Source organism: Streptomyces polyasparticus (assembly GCF_014493765.1).
GTDB classification, from domain to species: domain Bacteria; phylum Actinomycetota; class Actinomycetes; order Streptomycetales; family Streptomycetaceae; genus Streptomyces; species Streptomyces polyasparticus.
The window spans coordinates 210,107-229,681 of record NZ_JACTVJ010000001.1 but is presented as its reverse complement, the minus strand read 5'-3'; the positions used below and the strand labels follow the sequence as shown (position 1 = coordinate 229,681).

The following is a 19,575-nucleotide window of genomic DNA, read 5'->3' as shown; positions in this document are numbered from 1 at the left end:
ATTAAGCACAACAGCTACAGAACCAAAAGACCGAACCGATTGTGACGCACTCCACCCTGGCGCGATGGCGCCTCGCTGCGCTATTGGTAATGCAAGAAACAAATTCGAAACGAACGAAGGGCGACCATGACGGACCGCTTCTCCCCCACGCCCGAGGACAAGTTCACGTTCGGTCTGTGGACCGTGGGCTGGCGCGGCAACGACCCCTTCGGCGAGGCCACGCGCCCCGCGCTCGACCCGGTCGAGTCGGTCGAGCGCCTTGCCGCACTGGGCGCGTACGGCGTCACGTTCCACGACGACGACCTGATCCCCTTCGGCTCGTCGGACAGCGAGCGCGAGGCCGTCGTCAAGCGGTTCCGCACCGCGCTCGACGCCACCGGCCTGAAGGTGCCGATGGCCACCACGAACCTCTTCACGCACCCCGTCTTCAAGGACGGCGGCTTCACCGCGAACGACCGCGACGTACGCCGCTTCGCCCTGCGCAAGACGCTGCGCAACATCGACCTCGCGGTCGAGCTCGGCGCCACGACGTACGTCGCCTGGGGCGGTCGCGAGGGCGCCGAATCGGGTGCCGCAAAGGACGTCCGCGTCGCGCTCGACCGGATGAAGGAAGCCTTCGACCTGCTCGGCGAGTACGTGACCCGGCAGGGCTACGACCTGCGCTTCGCCATCGAGCCGAAGCCAAACGAGCCGCGCGGCGACATCCTCCTGCCGACCATCGGCCACGCCCTCGCCTTCATCGAGCGCCTGGAGCGCCCCGAGCTCGTCGGTGTGAACCCGGAGACCGGGCACGAGCAGATGGCGGGCCTCAACTTCCCGCACGGCATCGCGCAGGCCCTGTGGGCGGGCAAGCTCTTCCACATCGACCTCAACGGTCAGACCGGCATCAAGTACGACCAGGACTTCCGGTTCGGCGCCGGCGATCTGCGCCAGGCGTTCTGGCTCGTGGACCTCCTGGAGACGGCCGGTTACGAGGGCCCGCGCCACTTCGACTTCAAGCCGGTGCGCACCGACGGCTTCGACGGCGTGTGGGAGTCCGCGAAGAACTGCATGCGCAACTACCTGATCCTCAAGGAGCGCGCGGCCGCCTTCCGTGCCGACCCGGCCGTACAGCAGGCGCTGAAGGACTCGCGTCTGGACGAGCTGGAGCAGGCCACCGCGGGTGACGGCCTGGACGCCCTGCTCGCCGACCGCGGCGCGTACGAGGAGTTCGACGTGACCGCGGCCGCCGAGCGGTCGATGGCGTTCGAGCGCCTCGACCAGCTCGCGATGGAGCACCTGCTCGGCGTCTGATCCCGCGCCGGAGTCGACGCCGGCCCCTGAACCGGTGTCGACCGTCGCGCCTTGCGGTGTGCGGGCCGCCGGAGCCCGCGCACCGCGCCCTTCCCACCCCTGCGATGACACCGATGTCACCCAGGTACCGGCACCCCTCCGCACGCAAGGGCACCACGATCGTGACCGCACCACCTTCCGGCGCCGCCGGACGAAGCAGGCGCCGCAGCATCTCCCGTACGACCGCCGTCTCCCTGTCCGTCGTCGGCGCGCTCGTCGCCGGCTCCGTGCTCGCGGGCTGTTCGCAGCAGCGGGACCCGGACGTCTACACGGTGCTGAACTCCTCCACCGACGAGTCCTTCCACCGCTGGGACGCCAAGACCCTCGCCACCTGCAGCGAGCAGCTCGGCATCCAGATCGAGCAGCAGTCCGTACCGGCCGCGCAGCTCAAGACGAAGGCGCTGCGCATGGCGTCCTCGAAGTCCCTGCCCGATGTCCTTCAGCTCGACGCCTCCGAGGTCCCGCAGTTCGCGGAGGCCGGCGGGCTGACACCGCTGCGCGAAGCCGGCGTGAGCGACGAGAACGTGTCGCGGTCCACCATCGACTTCGGCTCGTACAAGGGCGAGTGGTACGGCGCCGCCCGCTCGGTGAACACCCTCGCCCTCTTCTACAACAAGGACATCCTCGACCAGGCCGGCATCGAGGTCCCCACCACGTGGGACGAGATGCGCGAGGCCGCGAAGGCGCTCACCGAGGGCAAGCGGTACGGCATCGCGCTCAGCGCGGGCGGCGCCGAGGACGGTGTCTTCCAGTTCACACCGTTCATGTGGTCCAACGGCGGCGACGAGACCGATCTGGGCTCGAAGAACGTGGCCGAGGCCCTCGACTACTGGAAGAGCCTGCTCTCCGACGGCTCCCTGTCGAAGTCGACCGTCAACTGGACCCAGGCGGACGTCAACGACCAGTTCATGGCGGGCAACGCGGCCATGATGATCAACGGCCCCTGGCAGCTGGAGACCCTCAACACCGACAAGGACCTGCACTACGGCATCGCCACCATCCCGGTGCCGAAGGCGGGCGAGGACTCCGTGGCCCCGATGGGCGGCGCCGTCCTGACCGTCGCCAACACCGGGGAGAGCGAGCGCGAGAAGACCGCGGCGAAGATCATCAACTGTATGACCTCCGAGAAGGAGGAGCTCACCTACGCGATCAACTCCGGCATGGTGCCCGCGAACGAGAACGCCGCCAAGGCCTGGCGCGCCAAGTTCCCCGAGCTGTCCGCGATCGCCGACCAGGTCGAGACGGCCCGTTCGCGCACCGCCAAGGTCGGCGACCGGTGGCCCACCATCTCGCTCGCCCTGCAGAGCGCGTTCCAGCAGGCCCTGACCGGCAAGGCCGGCTCCGAGGCGGCCCTGGACGCCGCCCAGCGCCGGGCCACGAGCGGAGAATGAGGCACCGCACCATGTCGACCACCACGTCTCCCGCGGCCTCCGTGCCCACCGCGCGGACCTCCGTGTCCGCCACGCAACCGGCCGCCCGCAGGACCCGCGGCAACAAGCTCGCGCAGTGGGGGTTCATCGCCCCCGCCGTCGCCTTCATGGCGCTGTTCTTCGGCTATCCGCTCGTGCGTAACGTTGTCATGAGCTTCCAGTCGTACACACCGAAGACGTTCTTCACCGGTGAGGCTCCGTTCAACGGGCTCGACAACTGGCGCACCGTCTTCGGCGACGACCTGTTCGGCTCCGCGCTCGGCCACACGCTGATCTTCACCGTCGGCTCGCTCGCCGGACAGTTCGGCATCGGTCTCGCGCTCGCGGTCTTCTTCCGGCGCCGCTTCCCGCTGAACGGGGTGCTGCGCTCGCTGATCCTGCTGCCGTGGCTGGTGCCCATGGTCGTCTCGGGTGTGGTGTGGCGCCGCATCCTCGACCAGGACACCGGTGTACTCAACTCCTTCCTCGGCCTGTTCGGGGTCGGTGACGCCACCCCGTGGATCTCCAGCCCGTCGCTCGCGCTGTTCTCCGTGATCATGGTGAACATCTGGATCGGCATCCCGTTCAACATGGTGATCCTGTACGGCGGACTCCAGGAGATTCCCAAGGAGTTGTACGAGGCGGCCGCGCTGGACGGTGCCTCCGCCTGGCGGACGTTCCGCTCGATCACGCTGCCGATGCTGCGGCCGGTCATCACGGTCGTGCTCGTCCTCGGCTTCATGTCGACGGTCAAGATCCTCGACCTGATCCTGGCGCTGACCGACGGCGGTCCCGCCGACTCCACGCAGACGCTGGGCACGCTGACGTACCAGAACTCGTTCGTCCAGCTCGACTTCGGCGCCGGCGCGGTCGTCGGCAACGTCCTCATCCTCATCTCCGCGGTGTTCGCGGTGTTCTACCTGCGGGCCAACCGCTCCGAGGGGAAGTGACCGGAGATGGCCACCAGTTCCATGCTCCCGGCAGGGAAGTCCCGCAAGCAGCGCCGCAGTTGGGGATCGCTGGCCGCCGGGATCGTCATCCTGCTGATCATGATGTTCCCGCTGTACTGGATGCTCAACACGGCGCTGCAGCCGAAGGCCGGTCTGGTGGAAGTCGGCTGGGTGCCCACGCACTTCGACTTCTCCGGCTTCACCAAGGCCTTCAGTGACCAGGGCACGAACCTGCTCACCTCGCTGCTCGTCGCCGCGGGCGCGGTCGTCATCTGTCTCGTCATCGCCGCGCCCTGTGCGTACGGGCTCGCGCAGTTCCGGCTTCCCGGGGCCAAGTCCATCGTCTTCGGCACGCTGATCACGCAGATGGTGCCGGGCATCGTCGTCGCCAACGCCCTGTACAGCGCGTATGTGTCGATGGGCCTGGTCAACTCGTACTTCGGCCTGATGCTGGCCGACGCCTCGCTCGGCATCCCGTTCGCGATCATCCTGATGCGGGCGTTCATGGTCTCCATCCCGCGCGAGGTCATCGAGGCCGCCGAGGTCGACGGCGCGGGCCGGATCCGGACGTTCGTGCAGGTCGTGCTGCCGATGAGCCGCAACTCCCTTATTACGGCAGGTCTGTTCGCGTTCCTCTTCGCGTGGAGCGACTTCATGTTCGCGCTCACGCTGAACACCACGGACGCGGTGAAGCCGGTCACGCTCGGCATCTACCAGTACATCGGCGCCCACGTCGGCGACTGGGGCTCCGTGATGGCGGCCTCCGTCCTGTCGGCGATCCCCGCCGCGATCCTCCTCGTCCTCGCCCAGAAGTACATCGCCGCCGGGATCACCGGCGGCTCGGTGAAGTGAGTCTCTCCTCGTGACCTCTCCTACGTTTCCGGCCTTCCCCGAAGGCTTCGTCTTCGGCGCCGCCACCGCCTCGTACCAGATCGAGGGGGCCGTCGCCGAAGGCGGCCGCGGCCCCTCCATCTGGGACACCTACAGCCGCACGCCCGGCGCCACCTACCAGGGCCACACCGGCGACATCGCCTGCGACCACTACCACCGGTACGCCGACGACGTGACGCTCCTGAAGGAGCTGGGCGTCGGCTCGTACCGCTTCTCGGTCGCGTGGCCGCGTATCCAGCCGCAGGGCTCGGGCCCGGTCAACCCGGCGGGCCTCGACTTCTACGACCGGCTCGTCGACGAACTGCTCGCCGCCGGCATCGAACCCGCCGTCACCCTCTACCACTGGGACCTGCCGCAGGCCCTGGAGGACCGCGGCGGCTGGCGGGTGCGCGAGACCGCGGAGCTCTTCGGCGAGTACGCGGGCATCATGGCGCGCCGTCTCGGCGACCGCGTGCCGCGCTGGATCACCCTCAACGAGCCCTGGTGCTCGTCCTTCCTCGGCTACTCGGTGGGCCGCCATGCCCCTGGCGCCAAGGAGGGCACTCCCGCTCTGGCCACCGCGCACCATCTCCTCGTCGGCCACGGTCACGCGGTGACCGCGCTGCGCGCCGAGGGCGTACGCGAGGTGGGCATCACCCTCAACCCGGACTGGAACGTGCCCGCGACGGACTCCGCCGCCGACCGCGCGGCCGTCGTCCGTGCGGACACGCAGCACAACCTGGTGTGGACGGATCCGCTGTTCGCGGGCGCGTATCCGGCGAGCGAGAACGACACCTGGGGCGAGCTGATCGAGCGTCAGGACTTCCGGCGCGAGGGCGATCTCGCCCTGATCTCCCAGCCGTTGGACTTCGTCGGCGTCAACTACTACCGGCCGACGATGGTCGCCGACGCCCCGTACCGCGAGGCGGACCCGGCGCAGCGCACCGCGACGGACAACCGCTACGCCGAGGTCGCGTACACCGGCGTACGGCGCACGGCGATGAACTGGCCGGTCGTCCCCGAGACGTTCACACAACTCCTCGTCGCCCTGAAGGAGCGTTACGGGGACGCGCTGCCGCCCGTGCACATCACGGAGAACGGGAGCGCCGAGCACGACGCCGTATCCGGCGACGGCGAGGTGCACGACGCGGACCGTGTCCAGTATCTGAGCGACCATCTCACCGCGCTGCGGGCCGCGATGGACGCGGGGGTCGACGTGCGCGGCTATTACGTGTGGTCGCTGCTCGACAACTTCGAGTGGGCGCTTGGCTATGCGAAGCGCTTCGGCATCGTCCGGGTCGACTACGAGACGCAGAAGCGCACGCCGAAGGACAGCTACCGGTGGTACCAGGAGCTGATCGCACGGCATCGCTGATCGCCGTACGGACCTCGGGTGGTGCGCGGCTCAGCGCGCAGCGCGCTCCGCGTACCTCACCGGGTCCGCCAGGACGTCCCTGACGACCAGGGCCGCCGAACCGCGTGCGGCGTCCCCGGCATGCGAGGACGCCCGCAGCCTGCCGCTGCCCGCCGTCCACAGCCCCGACACCACGCGCCGTTCCAGACGCGAGTCGATGGGTTCGGCGAGCCACGGCATCAGGCCGCGGTAGGTGCCACCGAGCACGATCGCCGCCGGGTCGAGCAGGTTCACCGCGCTCGACAGGACCAGGCCCAGGGTGCGTCCGGCCTCGGTGACGGCGGCGATCGCCCGCTCGTCGCCGGCGGCCGCGCGCCGCTCGAGGTCGGCGACGCCTGCCTGTCCCGCGTTCTCGTCGATCCCGGCCGCCCGCAGCAGGGCCGCCTGCCCCGCGTACTGCTCCAGGCAGCCGCGTGCCCCGCACCGGCACGCCGGGCCGTCCTCGTCCACGACCACATGGCCGATCTCGCCCGCGAACCCGTTGGCGCCGCGCAGGAGTTGACCGTCGACGACGAGTGCGCCGCCGATGCCGATCTCGCCGGTGAGATAGAGGAAGGTACGGATCTTCCCGAGGCCGCCGAACCACAGCTCGGCCAGGGCCGCGGCGTCCGCCTCGTTGCTGGAGGTGACCGGCAGCGGGCGGCGGGCGCTGCCGTCCGCCGCGGCCGGCAGCCGCAGCTGGGAGAAGGCCTGCGCGAAGATGCCCTCGACGGCGACCCGGTTCCAGCCCAGGTTGGGGGCCTGGCGCACCGTGCCGCCCGAGACGAGGCCGGGCAGCGCGAGATGGGCGGCGGCCGGATGCAGATCCTGCTCCGCCGCCGACTCCAGGGCCTGTGCGGCGATCCGCGCGGCCCGCGCGATGACCTCGGCGGCCGGCACGCCCCGGTTGTCGAGGTGCTCGGTGCGCCGCACCCGGTCGGTGCCGGCGAGGTCGACGACGCACACGGCCACGTAATCGATGTTGATCTCGATGCCGAGCCCCGCGAACCCGCTGCGCGCCACCTTGAGCACCGTGCCGGGCCGTCCCGCCTGACCGCTGAACGCCTTGCCCGACTCGGTGAGGAACCCGCTGTCGAGCAGCTGCTCGGCCAGCGAGGACACCGCGGCGCGGGTCAGACCGGAGCGGGCCGCGACGGCCGCCCTGGTCGTCTCGCCCTCGTCGTGGACGGAGCGCAGCACGAGCGACAGGTTGTGCCGGCGCACCGTGTCCTTGTCGGCCTTCGCTGCCAGCGGGATGGTGCGTGGGTTCGTCATGGTGGAACCGAGGGTATCCGCCGCTGTGGCGCAGGTGAGGGGCGGCGGCGAGGGGTGGCCGTGAGGGGCGGCGGCCCGGGGCCGGACGCACGAGTGCCGCGCCCCCGGAACAGGAGCGCGGCACTCGGAGCCGTACAGCCGATGAGCCGTCCGAGGCGAGGCCTAGTAGACGGGCTTCTCCGGCTCGATCTGGTTGACCCAGCCGATCACGCCGCCGCCGACGTGCACCGCGTCCGCGAAGCCCGCGGACTTGAGCACGGCGAGGACCTCCGCACTGCGGACACCCGTCTTGCAGTGCAGGACGATCTTCTTGTCCTGGGGCAGCGACTCGAGCGCCGTGCCCATCAGGAACTCGTTCTTCGGGATCAGCTTCGCGCCCGGGATCGAGACGATCTCGTACTCGTTCTGCTCGCGGACGTCGATGATCTCGATGTTCTCGCCCTCGTCGATCCACTCCTTGAGCTGCTTGGGAGTGATCGTCGAGCCGAGGGCCGCCTCCTGGGCCTCTTCCGACACGACGCCGCAGAAGGCCTCGTAGTCGATGAGCTCGGTGACGGTCGGGTTCTCGCCGCAGACCGCACAGTTGGGGTCCTTGCGGACCTTGACCTGGCGGTACTGCATCTCCAGGGCGTCGTAGATCATCAGGCGGCCGACCAGCGGGTCACCGATGCCGGTCAGGACCTTGATGGCCTCCGTGACCTGGATCGAGCCGATCGAGGCGCACAGGACACCGAGCACGCCGCCCTCGGCGCAGGAGGGGACCATGCCCGGCGGCGGGGGCTCCGGGTAGAGGCAGCGGTAGCAGGGGCCGTGCTCGGACCAGAACACGCTCGCCTGGCCGTCGAAGCGGTAGATGGACCCCCACACGTACGGCTTGTTGAGGAGCACGCACGCGTCGTTGACCAGGTAGCGGGTGGCGAAGTTGTCCGTGCCGTCCACGATCAGGTCGTACTGGCTGAAGATGTCCATCACGTTCTCGGCTTCGAGCCGCTCTTCGTGCAGGACCACGTTCACGTACGGGTTGATGCCGAGGACCGAGTCCTTCGCGGACTCCGCCTTCGAGCGGCCGATGTCCGCCTGGCTGTGGATGATCTGGCGCTGCAGGTTCGACTCGTCGACCTCGTCGAACTCCACGATGCCGAGCGTGCCGACACCGGCGGCGGCCAGGTACATCAGCGCCGGGGACCCCAGTCCACCGGCGCCGACGGCCAGCACCTTGGCGTTCTTCAGCCGCTTCTGCCCGTCCATCCCGACGTCCGGGATGATCAGGTGGCGGGAGTACCTGCGGACCTCGTCGACGGTGAGCTCTGCGGCAGGCTCGACCAGGGGTGGCAGCGACACGGGAACTCCGTAGATCGGTATACGAACAGTGGTTCTTCCCGTAACGCTGCCACACGCTTCTTCATTCCGAGACACCCCGTCCGATACGCGAGACGATTTCGTCCCAGTAACCGGGCAGGGCCTCGAACGGATCGACCGTGCGGTGCTTGTCGGTGCGGTCCGTGAACCAGATCGTGGCGGCGCCCTGCCAGCGGGCGATCCGCAGCGCCTCTTCGAGATGGCCGCGCGGAATGCCGTGCACGAGATGACAGAACTTCTCCGGCGGGTACTCCGCCGTCCACTCCGCCACCTGCGACCAGCGGTAGTCGCTCCACGGGCCGCTGAACGTCACCAACTGGTCGGCGGATTCGGCATATCCGGGATACGGGTGGGTGCCGTGCCCGAAGACCAGATGGCCGTCGGGACGCAGCGCCTTGAGGGTGGCGGCGACCCGGCGCACCTCGGTCAGCGCCGCGCGCTCGGTGGGGGCGCGGTCCGCGTAGAAGCCGTCGACCTGGTACCAGTCGAGATAGCGGTGCGCGTCGGAGACCAGCTCGCCGAAGCTGCGGGCGCCGTACGCGAGATCGAGGTGGCCGAGCACGCGGGTGCCGGCATTGCGGAGCCTTCCGGAGGCTTCCAGACAGTGCGGGTCGGGACGGGCACCCGGCCCATTCGCGACATTCAGGACAGTCCAGTGCAGAGGAGTACCCGGGCGGGTCAGCTCGGCCCACTCCATGGGAGCGACCAAGGGGTGGGCGTACCCCGGCACGCCGAGGCCCATGGTGGCCTCCGCCGCATGCTGCTGTGCGCCGGTGGGAGTGATCAGATGCGGCATGCCGCCTCCATCCAGATGTCGGCGAGGGACTCTTCGAGGTTGATCCGGGGCCGCCAGCCGAGCCGGTCGCGCGCGGTGCGCACATCGGCCTGCTGCCAGCTGCCGCAGCCGTCCGGGTACGGGTAGGCGGCGGGTGCCGCATCGGATTCGGTGCGGGGGTGGCCGATGGATGCCCGGCCGCCGCCGTCCAACTCGTGGAGCGCGCCCCCGTATCCGGCGACCCGGGCGAGCACGGCGGCGGCGTCGCGCAGCTTCACGGCCCGGCCGGAGCCGATGTTGACCACGCCCTGCGCGGCGGACAGGGAGGCGGCGTGCACGGCCCGCGCCACATCCCGTACGTCCACGAAGTCCCGCTGCACGCCGAGTCCGCCGAGCTTCAGCTCGCCGTCGCCGGCCTGCATCGCGCGGCGCATGGCCTCGGCGAGACGTCCGAGCGGTGAGCCCGCCGGAGTGCCGGGCCCCGCGGGCGAGAACACCCGCAGCACGACGGCGTCCAGCCCGGACCCGAGCACCAGCTCGGTCGCGGCGAGCTTACTCACCCCGTACGGGCCTCCGGGCCTGGGCACCGCGTCCTCCGACGTGGACGATCCCGGCTGGCTCGGCCCGTACTCGGCGGCGCAGCCCAGCTGTACGAGCCGGGCGCCGCAGCCGCTCCTTCGCAGGGCCTCGCAGACCGTGGCGACGGCAATGGTGTTGTGCCGGACCAGATCGCGGGCGCCACCCCGTGTCGCCCCGGCGCAGTTGATCACCACGCCGGGATGCACCGCGTCCAGGAACCTGGTCAGGGCGCCGGGGCTGCCGCTCGCGAGGTCGAACCGCACATCCGCGTCGTCACCGCGGCCGAGCGCCGTGAGCTGGACGGCCGGGTCGGCGAGCAGCCGGTCGGCCACGAAGCGGCCCAGATATCCATTGGCACCGAGCAGCAACACCCTCATCGGGCGGCTCCGGTGGGTGCGGGCCTGTGTTCGCGGGTGCTCATCTTCCGTGCTCCTCAAGGACGTTCGAACCGGGGTAAGACACCCGCCCGCGGCGTCGGCTCCGCGGGAGGGGTCAGGTCATGGACACCGGATGCCGGGTGGGGCTCCGGGGTGGGGTGGGGCGGTGGGGGGTCGGCGGGGGCGTGGGGTGCCGGGGGCTCGGAGGTGGGGTGAAGCGCCGCGGGCTCGGAGGTGGGGTGAAGCGCCGCAGGCTCGGAGGTGGGGTGAAGCGCCGCAGGCTCGGAGGTGGGGTGAAGCGCCGCGGGCTCGGCGGTGGGGTGAAGCGCCGCGGGCTCGGAGGTGGGGTGAAGCGCCGCGGGCTCGGCAAGGGCGGGCAGGCCCAACCCCCTAGCGGGGCGCAGGGGGCGCAGCCCCCGCGAAGGCCCCGCGAACGCCAACGCCCTGCCAGGCACCGCGAACGCCAACGCCTTGCCAGGCACCGCAGACACCCACCCCCTAGCGGGGTGCAGGGGGCGCAGCCCCCGCCAGGCCGCCCGGGGCGCAGCCCCGTACAACCCCTCCCCCCGCCCCGCGGGGGTCCGGGGGCGCAGCCCCCGGTTTCGGGAAGGGGCGGGTAGGGGAAAGAAGCCCGCCGCAGGCGCCACCCACCCGCACCCGGCAGCGCACAGCCCGCTCACCGCACAGCCTCCGCATGCGCCGACGCCCGCGTCAGGCGCCGCATGGCGTGAGCAAGCAGCACCGCCGCCGCTCCGCCGCAGATCAGCACGGGCACGGCGCCCGGCCCCCACGCGGAGGCCACGCTCTCGACGGGCGCGGACAGGAAGCCGAACCCCGGGAGCCGCCCACCGAGCGCGGTGGCCAGCGCGAGCGCCTCCGCCGCGCAGGCCGCACCGAGCATCAGCGCACCCGCGTCCGGGAATCCATGCACTTCGAGCAGCCGCGCAAGCAGCAGAAGGGCCCCCAGCGCCACGGCCGGACCGACCCCCCGGGCCCCTTCCCCGAGCACCGCCCCGGACGCGAGCAGCAGCCCGGTCGCCACCGCGAGAAAGACCGCGAACACCCCGCAGAGCAACGGCCGTACAGCAGAGGCGAAATCGTCGAGCCCCCGGCTGAGGGCCAGCGTCCGCGCACTCTGCACCGCGAAGAGCCGCGCACAGACGGCCGCGGGCGCCACGGCGAGCGCGAGCCCGAGCAGGGGCGCGGTGTGCAGCGGCCAGGGCCCGTCGGGCCCGCCGGCCAGGATGCCGTCGAGCAGCCCCTCGCCGACCAGCGCATACGCCAGCAGGAACCCGGTCCACGCCCGCGTGGCCGGCACCTGCCGCCCCCGCACCCGCAGCGGCCCCTGCCGCAGCGCGACGCGGAGCGCGATCCCCACGGCGATCGCCCCGAGCAGCCCGGCGAACAGCTTCGCCGACCCCGACGTGAAGTCGAGCGCGGCGACCGCCATCGCACACACCGCACCGGGCAGCATCGCGAACGCCGCCCACCCGACCGGCACTTGAGGCCCCGCAACAGAACCAGCGGGCTCCGAAGACGCGGGCGCGGACTCCTCGTCCCGCTCGGCCCGCGCATACATCTCCTCGGCCAGCGAGAACACATCGCGGTGCCGGAAACGCGCCGCCGTACGGTCGGTGACGCCGTGCGCCTCGAGACCGGCGGCGATCTCCAGCGGGTCCACGGCCTGTTCGCACAGCTCGCGGTGCCGGTGCATCAGCGCCTTCACGGGGTCGACCGCACCCCGGCGACCGCCGGGCCTGCGTGCCTTGCCCTTCACGGCAGGCACATCGCCGGTACGGGACGACGCCGTGAGCGCCGACGAGGCGAGCACCTCCTCGGACCGCGTGTCCCAACTCCCGGGACTGGCCGGGGTGGTGGGCGTATCCACGACGTCCTCCGCCGGTGCATCCGATGTCATACGGGAATCACTCACCGCTCCCCCTCCCCCGCGGCCCCGACCCCGACGGGCTCGTCACCGTCGGACACGCCGTCCGTCGAGGCCTCGGCCGGCTGCGAAGCCTCCGCAGCCGCACCGTCCGCCGCCCAGCTGGGCCCGGAAGCCCCCGACTCCTCAAGCCCCGAGCGCCCCGAGGGCCCCCACCGCCCCGGCAGGAACACCTCCGCCGGATTCGCGAACGGCTGCGGCTCCCCGGACTCGTCCAGGCCCTCCCGCCGTACGGGATGACGCGCGACGATCTCCAGGTAAATGCTGCGAAATGCCGCGATGTTCTGGTCCACCGTGAAGAGTTCGAGCGCCCGCGCCCGGGCCGCGGCGCCGAGCCGGTCCCGCCGCTCCGGATCCCGCAGGAGCGCGAGACAGGCGTCGGCGAGCGCCCGCGGATTGCGCGGCGGCACCACGAGTCCCGTACCGCCGATGACCTCGACGACCGCGCCGACATCCGTGGACACCGTCGCCCGGCCGCAGAACATCGCCTCGACCAGACTGATCGGGAAGCCCTCGACCACGCTGGAGAGCACCACGACCGAGCCCGCCGCATACGCGTCGGCCAGCTCCGGCACCTCGGGCCCGCCGATCTCCTCGAAGGAGACGGGGTTGTCACCGACCGCGTGCACCCCTTCCGCCTCGTCGGGGAAGAGCTGCGCCGCGAGGGTCGTGCAGTGGGCGAGATACGTGGCCGCCTCGGGCCCGTCCGCGGGAGCGCCGATGATGCGCAGCCGCACCTTGGGCTCCTCCTTGCGGACCTCCGCGAAGGCGTGGAGCAGGGCGATCAGGTCCTTGGAGGGCTCGATCCGCCCGACCCACACCAGCGTGTCCGGGTCGGCGAGGTCGGCGCTCTCGCCGACCTCCGCGAAACGGGAGACCTCCATGCCCGGATAGACCGTGCGCAGCTTGGCCTTGTCGGCCCCGCATCTCTCCTGCCAGCGGCGCGCGTGGGTGTTGCCGGGCGTGATCAGCGCGGCCTGCCGGTAGACCTCCGTGGCCAGCCGCCCGTGGAAGCCCGCGAGCAGCGCACGCGCCGGCGCACTCAGCGCCCCGGCGGCCCCCAAGTAGTGCGCCCTCAGCTGCACTCCGTACTCGGTGACGAGCAGCGGAACGCCGTAGAAGTGCTTGGCGAGCAGTCCGGGCAGCGCGGCCGCGCCCCCCGACGCGGCATGGCACAGGTCCACCGCTCCGAGGCCGCCCTCGACCTCTTCGTACCAGTCGAGCGAGAGCGGCCGCAGGGTGCGCTCGATCAGCCCGGTCACGGTCAGCAGATCGGCGACCCGTGCCTGCCGCGCGGCCCGCGGCGCACCCGGCGCCCGGCAGGCCTTCTCCAGGGCGTCGACCGCTGCCTCGGAGCGCAGGGCAGCGGCGAGTCCGCCCTCTTCGCGCTCCAAGTCGGCGAGCCCGTACAGGGCATTGGCGAAACGGTCCGCCGCGGTTTCACCCTCGGCGCAGACGGCCGCCGCCAACTCTCCCCAGTGGGTGGCGAACCGGCGCCGTGCGCGCCGTCCGTACACCACACCGTCGTCCTCCGCGGTCCAGAGCGGGGCGGTCCGCACGCGGTGCACCTGGGGCGGCAGCTGGATCCACCCCTGCTCCTCCTGGTGCGCGCTGCGGCTCAGCGCGAAGATGTCGAACTCATGCCGGTCGAGCCCCCGCACAAGGCGGTCGCACCAGAGCCTGGCCTCACCCGTCACATACGGATAGCCACCCTCCGTGAGCAGTCCGATGCGCACGAGTACACCCCCGATCCTTCTTCGACTGGGGCTCCGTGGTCACGGGCGCCCCCCGCGAAACGAACGTATGCGGATATGCCGGTGGCGCGATGGACGGTTGTCCATCGCGCCACCAGAAGGGGTGAACGGCCGTAACTTTCCTGGCCGGGTAGCGTTTCGTCGCGCTAGGCGTGCGCTCCGTCACGCATGGTCAAGCCGGGGCATACGGTCCGGGTCTCGTTCGGGCCGCCCGGCGTCCGCCGTCAGGCCGCCTCCGCCAACTCTTTGCGCTCGGAACGCCGTTCGGCCGCCACCGAAGGATCCAGCGCCGGTACGGCCGCGAGCAGCTGCTTCGTGTAGGGATCCTTCGGGGCCCCGTACACCTCGGCAACCGTCCCCGACTCCACCACACGCCCGCGCCGCATCACCGCGACCCGGTCGCTGACCTGCCGTACCACCGCCAGGTCGTGTGCGACGAAGACGAGCGCGAGCCCGAGCTCGCGCCGCAACTCGTCGAGCAGCGAGAGTACTTGGGCCTGAGTGGTGACATCGAGGGACGACACGGGTTCGTCGCACACGATCAGCCGCGGCGAGGGGGCGAGGGCGCGCGCGATGCACACCCGCTGCCGCTGCCCGCCGCTGAACTCGTGCGGATAGCGGTCGTAGAGCGTGGGGTCGAGGCCCACCCGTACGAGCAACTCGCCCACCCGGGCCCGTATCCGCTCCTCGTCCTTCTCGCCGCGCGCCCGCAGCGGGTCGGCGATGGACTCCCCTATGGAGCGGCGGGGGTTGAGCGCGGAGGCCGGGTCCTGGAAGACCATCTGCACGTCGGAGGTGCCGGTCACGCTGCCGCCGTCCGGCGTGAGCAGGCCGACGAGCATCCGGCCGAGCGTGGTCTTGCCGGAGCCCGACTCGCCCACGACGCCGAGGGTTTCGCCCGGGCGCACGGAGACGGAGACGCCGTCCACGGCGGGGAAGACCTGCTTGCCCTTGCCGTAGACCTTGCGCAGGTCACGGGCTTCGAGGACGGGCTCGGCCGTCTCCGCGCCACCCGGCCGGACGTCAGAAGTGTCAGAAGCGTCGATACGAGGCACCGCAGCCAACAGCTCCTGCGTATAAGCCTCCCGGGGCGACGCCAACACCGAGCCCACCGGCCCCCGTTCGACCACCTTCCCGTGCCGCATCACCAGAATGTCGTCCACACTCTCGGCGGCCACGCCCACGTCATGCGTGACGAGCAGCAGCCCCATCCCGGTCTCGGCGCGCAGCTCGTGCAGCAGGTCGAGGATCTGCGCCTGGACGGTCACGTCGAGCGCGGTGGTCGGCTCATCCGCCACGAGCAGCTCGGGAGAGCAGGCGAGCGCCATCGCGATGAGCGCCCGCTGCCGCATCCCGCCGCTGAACTCGTGCGGCCGCGAGCGCGACCTCCGTACGGCATCGGGGATGCCCACCCGGTCGAGGACCTCGACCGCCCGCGCCCGGGCCGCCCGCCGCGATACGCGATGGTGCACCCGGTACACCTCGGCGATCTGGTCACCGATCGCGTAGTACGGGTCGAGGGAGGACAGCGGGTCCTGGAAGACCATGGCGGCCTTGCCCCCGCGCAGCCCTCTCAACTCCCGTTCGTCAGCGGTCAGTACGTCGACGCCCGCGACCTTCACCGTTCCCGAGACGGACGCTCCGGTCTCCCGGTGCAGGCCGAGCAGCGCGTACGCGACCGTGCTCTTGCCGGACCCGGACTCGCCGACCACGCCCAGAGCGGCGCCCGGGTCCAGGGTGAAGGACACCCCGTCGACCGCGCGCACCTCGTCGAACCGCACGCTCAGATCGGTCACTTCGATGAGGCTCATGCGAGCACCACCCGTCGGTCGGCCACCGCGTAGAGCACGTCGGCGACGGTGTTGGCGAGGACCACGAAGAACCCGATGACCATGACCAGGCCGACCACCACCGGCAGGTCGACGACCTTCACGGCCTCGACCAGCTCGCGGGCGAGCCCGGGGATCCCGAAGAGCGACTCGGTGAGCACCGCGCCGCCGAACATCGTCCCGAAGTCCAGGGCGCTCAGCGCGATCACCGGGGCCACGGCCCCGCGCAGCGCGTGCCGCCGCAGGATCGCGCCCTCGCTCACGCCGAAGGCGCGGAAGGTGCGCACATGGTCGTCGGCGAGCGTCTCCAGCATGGAACTCCTGGTCAGACGGGCGTACTTGGCGGATTCGAGCAGCGCGAGCGCGAACCACGGCAGCAGCAGATTCCACATCCACTGCTCGGGGTCCTCGGTGAAGGGCACGTACTGCGGGAAGGGCAGCCAGGCCAGCGTGGAGCAGAAGACGATGATCAGGAGCAGGCCGATCACGAAGACCGGCGTGGCCGTGCCCGTCAGCGTCAGCCAGGTCAGGACGCGCTCGGAGAGCCGTCCGCGCCGCCACACCGACAGCACACCCGTACCGACGCCGATGACGATCCACAGCACGAAGGCGCCGAACACCAGCGAGGCCGTGACCGGCAGCTTCGCCAGGATCAGCTGGGTGACCTGCTGATCCGTCTGGTACGAGAAGCCGAGGCAGGGTGCGTCGCAGTGCGCGAGCGCGGTGCCGGTGGAGTAGTCGCGGCCGGCCACGATGCCCTGAAGGAAGTGCCAGTACTGCACGTACACGGGATCGCCGAGCCTCAACTGCTCACGCACCTGGTCGACTTGGGCCGTCGAGCAGCGCGGACCGCAGGCGATCCGGGCCACGTCGCCCGGGGCCACGTAGAAGATCGCGTAGACGACGATGCTCAGCGCGAAGAGGACGAAGAGCGCGCCCGCGATACGGCGGAGAAGGAACCCGGTCACGCGGCACTCCCCTTACCGGCCCGCAGCACACGGGTCCTGGCCCGGGGATCGAGCGCGAGCCGCACGCCCTCCCCGAAGACGGTCAGCGAGAGCACGGTCACGAACAACAGGCCCGCCGGGATGAGCAGATACGTCGGTGCCGTCTGGTACCAGGTGTCCGCCTCGGTGATCATCTGGCCCCAGGAGGGCGTGGGCGGCTTGATGCCCACGCCGAGGAAGGACAGGGCCGCCTCCACCGAGATGTTCGAGGGGACCATCAGGGCGGCATACGTGATGATCGGCGCCGCGAGCGAAGGCAGCAGCTCGCGCCGGGCGATCCGCCAGGTGGACCAGCCGCTGAGCCGCGCGGCCTCGACATGGTCCGCGTGCTTGAGCGCGAGCGCCTGCGCACGCACCAGCTTGGACACCCCCGACCAGCCCACCAGGCCCATGACCAGGGCGATCAGAACCGGGCGCGGCACGGACTGCGGCACGATGGCGAGCAGCGCGAGGGCGAGCACCATCAGCGGCAGCGCGACATTGACGTCCGTGAACCGGCTGACGATCTGGTCCGTCCAGCGCCCGCCGAGCGCGGCCGCGAGACCCAGCGTGATGCCGATCGCCAGCTGGACCAGGGTCGCGAACAGCGCGACGCCGAGCGAGACCCGCGCCCCGTACACGATCCGCGCGAACAGATCGCGTCCCGTGCCGGGTTCGACGCCGAGCCAGTGCTCGGCGCCGATCCCGCCGAAGGACCCGAGCGGCACCCCGCCGGCCGCGGAGTCCACGGCCTCGGGGTGGTACGCGTTCGGGTCCTGGCCGGCGAGAGCGGTGAGCAGCGGGGCGGCGAGCGCGGTCAGGACGAGCAGGGCGATGACGCTCCCGGCCGCCATGGCGGCCTTCTGGGCGCGCAGCCGCCGCCAGAACGAGCGGGTGCCGGGGGCGGGCCCTTCCGAGGAAGAGGCCGCCTCCGTACCCAACAGTGCGAGGGACTGCGTCACTTGACCGCGACCTGCGAGATGTCGAGCACACCGGTCCAGTCGCTGATCACGACGTTCTTGATGTCCTTGCCGAACAGCCGCTTGTAGACCGGGTGGAACAGCGGCACGCTCAGCGCCTGCTCACCGATCTTCTTGTCGAGGGCGCCCCAGCGTGCGGCGGCCGCATCCAGGTCGGTCAGCTTGTTGATCTCGTCGATCTCCTTGTTGACCGCGGCGTCGTTCAGCTGGGCGTGGTTGTAGTTGCCCGAGCCCTCCTTGACGATCTGCCGGCCGTCGAAGATCGGCGCGAGGAACGGGCCGCCGGACGGCCAGTCCGCACCCCAGTGCCCGAGGAAGAGCCCGGGCGCGGTCTTCACGCTGTGCGTCTTGTCGCTGTAGTCGTTGCTCTCCAGACCCTGCAGCTCGACCTTGAACCCGGCCTTCTGCAGCGCGTCCTGGAGCGCGGTCGCGATCTCCGGGCTGGTCTCGAAGTCCTTGTCCGTGGAGTGCGTCAGCGTGATCTTCAGGCCGTCCTCGTAACCGGCCTCCTTGAGCAGCGCCTTGGCCTTGGCCGCGTCACCGTTCGCGCCGGCCGGGAAGTGGTCGTACTTCGTGTACCCGAAGGACTTCTGCGGCGGCAGGAAGGTGGTCGCGGGCTCGGCGAGCGAGGAGCCGCCGGCCGCGTTGATCACCGACGTACGGTCGACGGCGTACGAGACGGCCTGGCGCACCTTGAGGTCGTCGAAGGGCTTCACCTTCGGGTTGAACGCCAGGTAGTTGGTGTAGCCGAAGTGCCCGGTGCCGACCCGCTTCGCGAGCGCGTCGTCGCCGCTGACCTTGGCGAGCTCGGCCGGGCCGAGGTTGGTGTCGGTGGTGACTGCGGCCGCGTCGGCGCCCTGTCCCGCCTGCAGCCGTTGGTTGATCACTGCGGAGTCCAGCCCGGAGCGGACATCGATCTTGTCCGGGTAGGCCTTGCGCTCCTCGTCCGTCTTCGGGTCCCAGTGCTCGTTGCGCTCGAGGACCAGGTGCTCGCCGTCGTTCTCGTTCTTGACGACCTTGTACGGGCCCGAGGAGACCGGGTGCTCTTCGTACTTGGTGCCGGTGTCCTTGGCCTTCGGCACCGGCGCGAACTGCGTCTGGGTGGCGAGGTAGGGGAACTCGCCCTCGGGCTTGTTCAGCTTGAAGACGATGGTCCGCTCGTCGGGCGTCTCGATCGAGTCGAGCCCGCCCTTGTCCTTGTACGGGCCCTGGTACTTGTCGCCGCCGATCAGCCAGTCCCTCAAGTACGGTGCGCCGCCGGACAGTTCGGCAGCGAAAGAGCGCTCGATGCCGTACTTGATGTCGGCCGAGGTGATGGGCGAGCCGTCCTCGTACTTCAGGCCCTCCTTGAGGGTGTACGTCCAGACGGTGGCGTCCTTGTTGGGCTTGCCCAGATCGGTGGCGAGGTCGGGGACGACCTGGGCGCCGGCGGCGCCGTCCTCGCGGTTGCGGGTGGTCAGCGTGCGGAAGACGAGGCTCGGGACGTTGCCGCCGCCGGAGGTGTAGAGACGGGCCGGGTCGAAGTCGTCCTGCGGATTGCTGTTGAGGACGGTCAGCGTGCCGCCCTTCTGCGGCTTGCCGCCGGCTCCCGAACCGCCGCTGCTGTCCGCGGAGTCGGGTCCGGCGCACGCGGCGAGGCCCGCGGCCAGGGCGAGGCTGACGGAAGCGCCCGCGACACGGCGCGATATGACGGACATACGGGAAATGCGACTCATCGCAGCGAGACCTCTCGGGATCACAGGGCAGGACTGAAGGGAGCACG

15 protein-coding genes are annotated in these 19,575 nt (G+C 70.8%); 5 read left to right on the top strand and 10 right to left on the bottom strand.

The window, feature by feature from the left end:
- Positions 1 to 126 precede the first annotated feature (126 nt).
- The 5 genes from xylA (at position 127) to H9Y04_RS00915 (ending at position 5,936) form a co-directional block, all read left to right on the top strand.
- Positions 127 to 1,293: a xylose isomerase gene (xylA, locus tag H9Y04_RS00935; protein ID WP_187811659.1), complete on the top strand. Its 1,167-nt coding sequence runs from the start codon at positions 127 to 129 to the stop codon at positions 1,291 to 1,293.
- Positions 1,294 to 1,406: 113 nt separating this feature from the next.
- On the top strand, positions 1,407 to 2,723 hold the full coding sequence (locus H9Y04_RS00930) for a sugar ABC transporter substrate-binding protein (protein WP_187811658.1): 1,317 nt from the start codon (positions 1,407 to 1,409) through the stop codon (positions 2,721 to 2,723).
- An 11-nt stretch (positions 2,724 to 2,734) separates the two neighbouring features.
- Complete coding sequence (locus H9Y04_RS00925; protein ID WP_187811657.1) at positions 2,735 to 3,691, top strand: carbohydrate ABC transporter permease; 957 nt, start codon at positions 2,735 to 2,737, stop codon at positions 3,689 to 3,691.
- 6 nt (positions 3,692 to 3,697) lie between these two features.
- The gene (locus H9Y04_RS00920; protein ID WP_187811656.1) at positions 3,698 to 4,543 is read left to right on the top strand and encodes a carbohydrate ABC transporter permease; all 846 of its coding nucleotides are present in this window, start codon (positions 3,698 to 3,700) and stop codon (positions 4,541 to 4,543) included.
- Positions 4,544 to 4,553: 10 nt separating this feature from the next.
- Positions 4,554 to 5,936, top strand: coding sequence for a GH1 family beta-glucosidase (locus H9Y04_RS00915; protein WP_187811655.1), 1,383 nt, complete (start codon positions 4,554 to 4,556; stop codon positions 5,934 to 5,936).
- A 30-nt stretch (positions 5,937 to 5,966) separates the two neighbouring features.
- Here the strand turns inward: H9Y04_RS00915 and H9Y04_RS00910 are convergent, their stop codons facing one another.
- The 10 genes from H9Y04_RS00910 to H9Y04_RS00865 all read right to left on the bottom strand — a co-directional run bounded on the left by H9Y04_RS00910 (position 5,967) and on the right by H9Y04_RS00865 (position 19,519).
- The gene (locus tag H9Y04_RS00910; RefSeq protein ID WP_187811654.1) at positions 5,967 to 7,229 is read right to left on the bottom strand and encodes an ROK family protein; all 1,263 of its coding nucleotides are present in this window, start codon (positions 7,227 to 7,229) and stop codon (positions 5,967 to 5,969) included.
- Between the two features lie 162 nt (positions 7,230 to 7,391).
- Positions 7,392 to 8,570 (bottom strand): adenylyltransferase/sulfurtransferase MoeZ, encoded by a 1,179-nt coding sequence (moeZ, locus tag H9Y04_RS00905; RefSeq protein WP_187811653.1) that lies wholly within the window; start codon positions 8,568 to 8,570, stop codon positions 7,392 to 7,394.
- Between the two features lie 61 nt (positions 8,571 to 8,631).
- The gene (locus H9Y04_RS00900) at positions 8,632 to 9,384 is read right to left on the bottom strand and encodes a spherulation-specific family 4 protein (protein WP_187811652.1); all 753 of its coding nucleotides are present in this window, start codon (positions 9,382 to 9,384) and stop codon (positions 8,632 to 8,634) included.
- Entirely contained in the window at positions 9,372 to 10,319 is a 948-nt protein-coding gene (locus H9Y04_RS00895; RefSeq protein ID WP_187811651.1) for an NAD-dependent epimerase/dehydratase family protein, read from the bottom strand. Before H9Y04_RS00895 ends, H9Y04_RS00900 begins: the two co-directional genes overlap by 13 nt.
- Before the next feature lie 676 nt (positions 10,320 to 10,995).
- A complete protein-coding gene (locus H9Y04_RS00890; protein WP_187811650.1) occupies positions 10,996 to 12,237 on the bottom strand; it encodes a hypothetical protein in 1,242 nt (413 codons plus the stop codon).
- Positions 12,238 to 12,248: 11 nt separating this feature from the next.
- Positions 12,249 to 14,000, bottom strand: coding sequence for a DUF3492 domain-containing protein (locus H9Y04_RS00885; protein WP_187811649.1), 1,752 nt, complete (start codon positions 13,998 to 14,000; stop codon positions 12,249 to 12,251).
- Between the two features lie 242 nt (positions 14,001 to 14,242).
- Positions 14,243 to 15,829 carry a dipeptide ABC transporter ATP-binding protein gene (locus H9Y04_RS00880; RefSeq protein WP_187811648.1) on the bottom strand — a complete coding sequence of 529 codons (1,587 nt, stop codon included), beginning with the start codon at positions 15,827 to 15,829 and terminating at the stop codon, positions 14,243 to 14,245.
- The gene (locus tag H9Y04_RS00875; RefSeq protein WP_187811647.1) at positions 15,826 to 16,815 is read right to left on the bottom strand and encodes an ABC transporter permease; all 990 of its coding nucleotides are present in this window, start codon (positions 16,813 to 16,815) and stop codon (positions 15,826 to 15,828) included. Before H9Y04_RS00875 ends, H9Y04_RS00880 begins: the two co-directional genes overlap by 4 nt.
- A complete protein-coding gene (locus tag H9Y04_RS00870; RefSeq protein WP_187811646.1) occupies positions 16,812 to 17,795 on the bottom strand; it encodes an ABC transporter permease in 984 nt (327 codons plus the stop codon). The genes H9Y04_RS00875 and H9Y04_RS00870 overlap by 4 nt, the downstream gene beginning before the upstream one ends.
- Positions 17,792 to 19,519, bottom strand: coding sequence for an ABC transporter substrate-binding protein (locus H9Y04_RS00865; RefSeq protein WP_187811860.1), 1,728 nt, complete (start codon positions 19,517 to 19,519; stop codon positions 17,792 to 17,794). Before H9Y04_RS00865 ends, H9Y04_RS00870 begins: the two co-directional genes overlap by 4 nt.
- Positions 19,520 to 19,575 lie beyond the last annotated feature (56 nt).

Coding starts and splice junctions, on each gene's coding strand:
- H9Y04_RS00910 (WP_187811654.1), bottom strand. CDS start 7,229: ATGACGAACCCACGCACCATCCCGCTGGCAGCGAAGGCCGACAAGGAC.
- xylA (WP_187811659.1), top strand. CDS start 127: ATGACGGACCGCTTCTCCCCCACGCCCGAGGACAAGTTCACGTTCGGT.
- H9Y04_RS00895 (WP_187811651.1), bottom strand. CDS start 10,319: ATGAGGGTGTTGCTGCTCGGTGCCAATGGATATCTGGGCCGCTTCGTG.
- H9Y04_RS00890 (WP_187811650.1), bottom strand. CDS start 12,237: ATGACATCGGATGCACCGGCGGAGGACGTCGTGGATACGCCCACCACC.
- H9Y04_RS00920 (WP_187811656.1), top strand. CDS start 3,698: ATGGCCACCAGTTCCATGCTCCCGGCAGGGAAGTCCCGCAAGCAGCGC.
- H9Y04_RS00900 (WP_187811652.1), bottom strand. CDS start 9,384: ATGCCGCATCTGATCACTCCCACCGGCGCACAGCAGCATGCGGCGGAG.
- H9Y04_RS00930 (WP_187811658.1), top strand. CDS start 1,407: ATGTCACCCAGGTACCGGCACCCCTCCGCACGCAAGGGCACCACGATC.
- H9Y04_RS00880 (WP_187811648.1), bottom strand. CDS start 15,829: ATGAGCCTCATCGAAGTGACCGATCTGAGCGTGCGGTTCGACGAGGTG.
- H9Y04_RS00925 (WP_187811657.1), top strand. CDS start 2,735: ATGTCGACCACCACGTCTCCCGCGGCCTCCGTGCCCACCGCGCGGACC.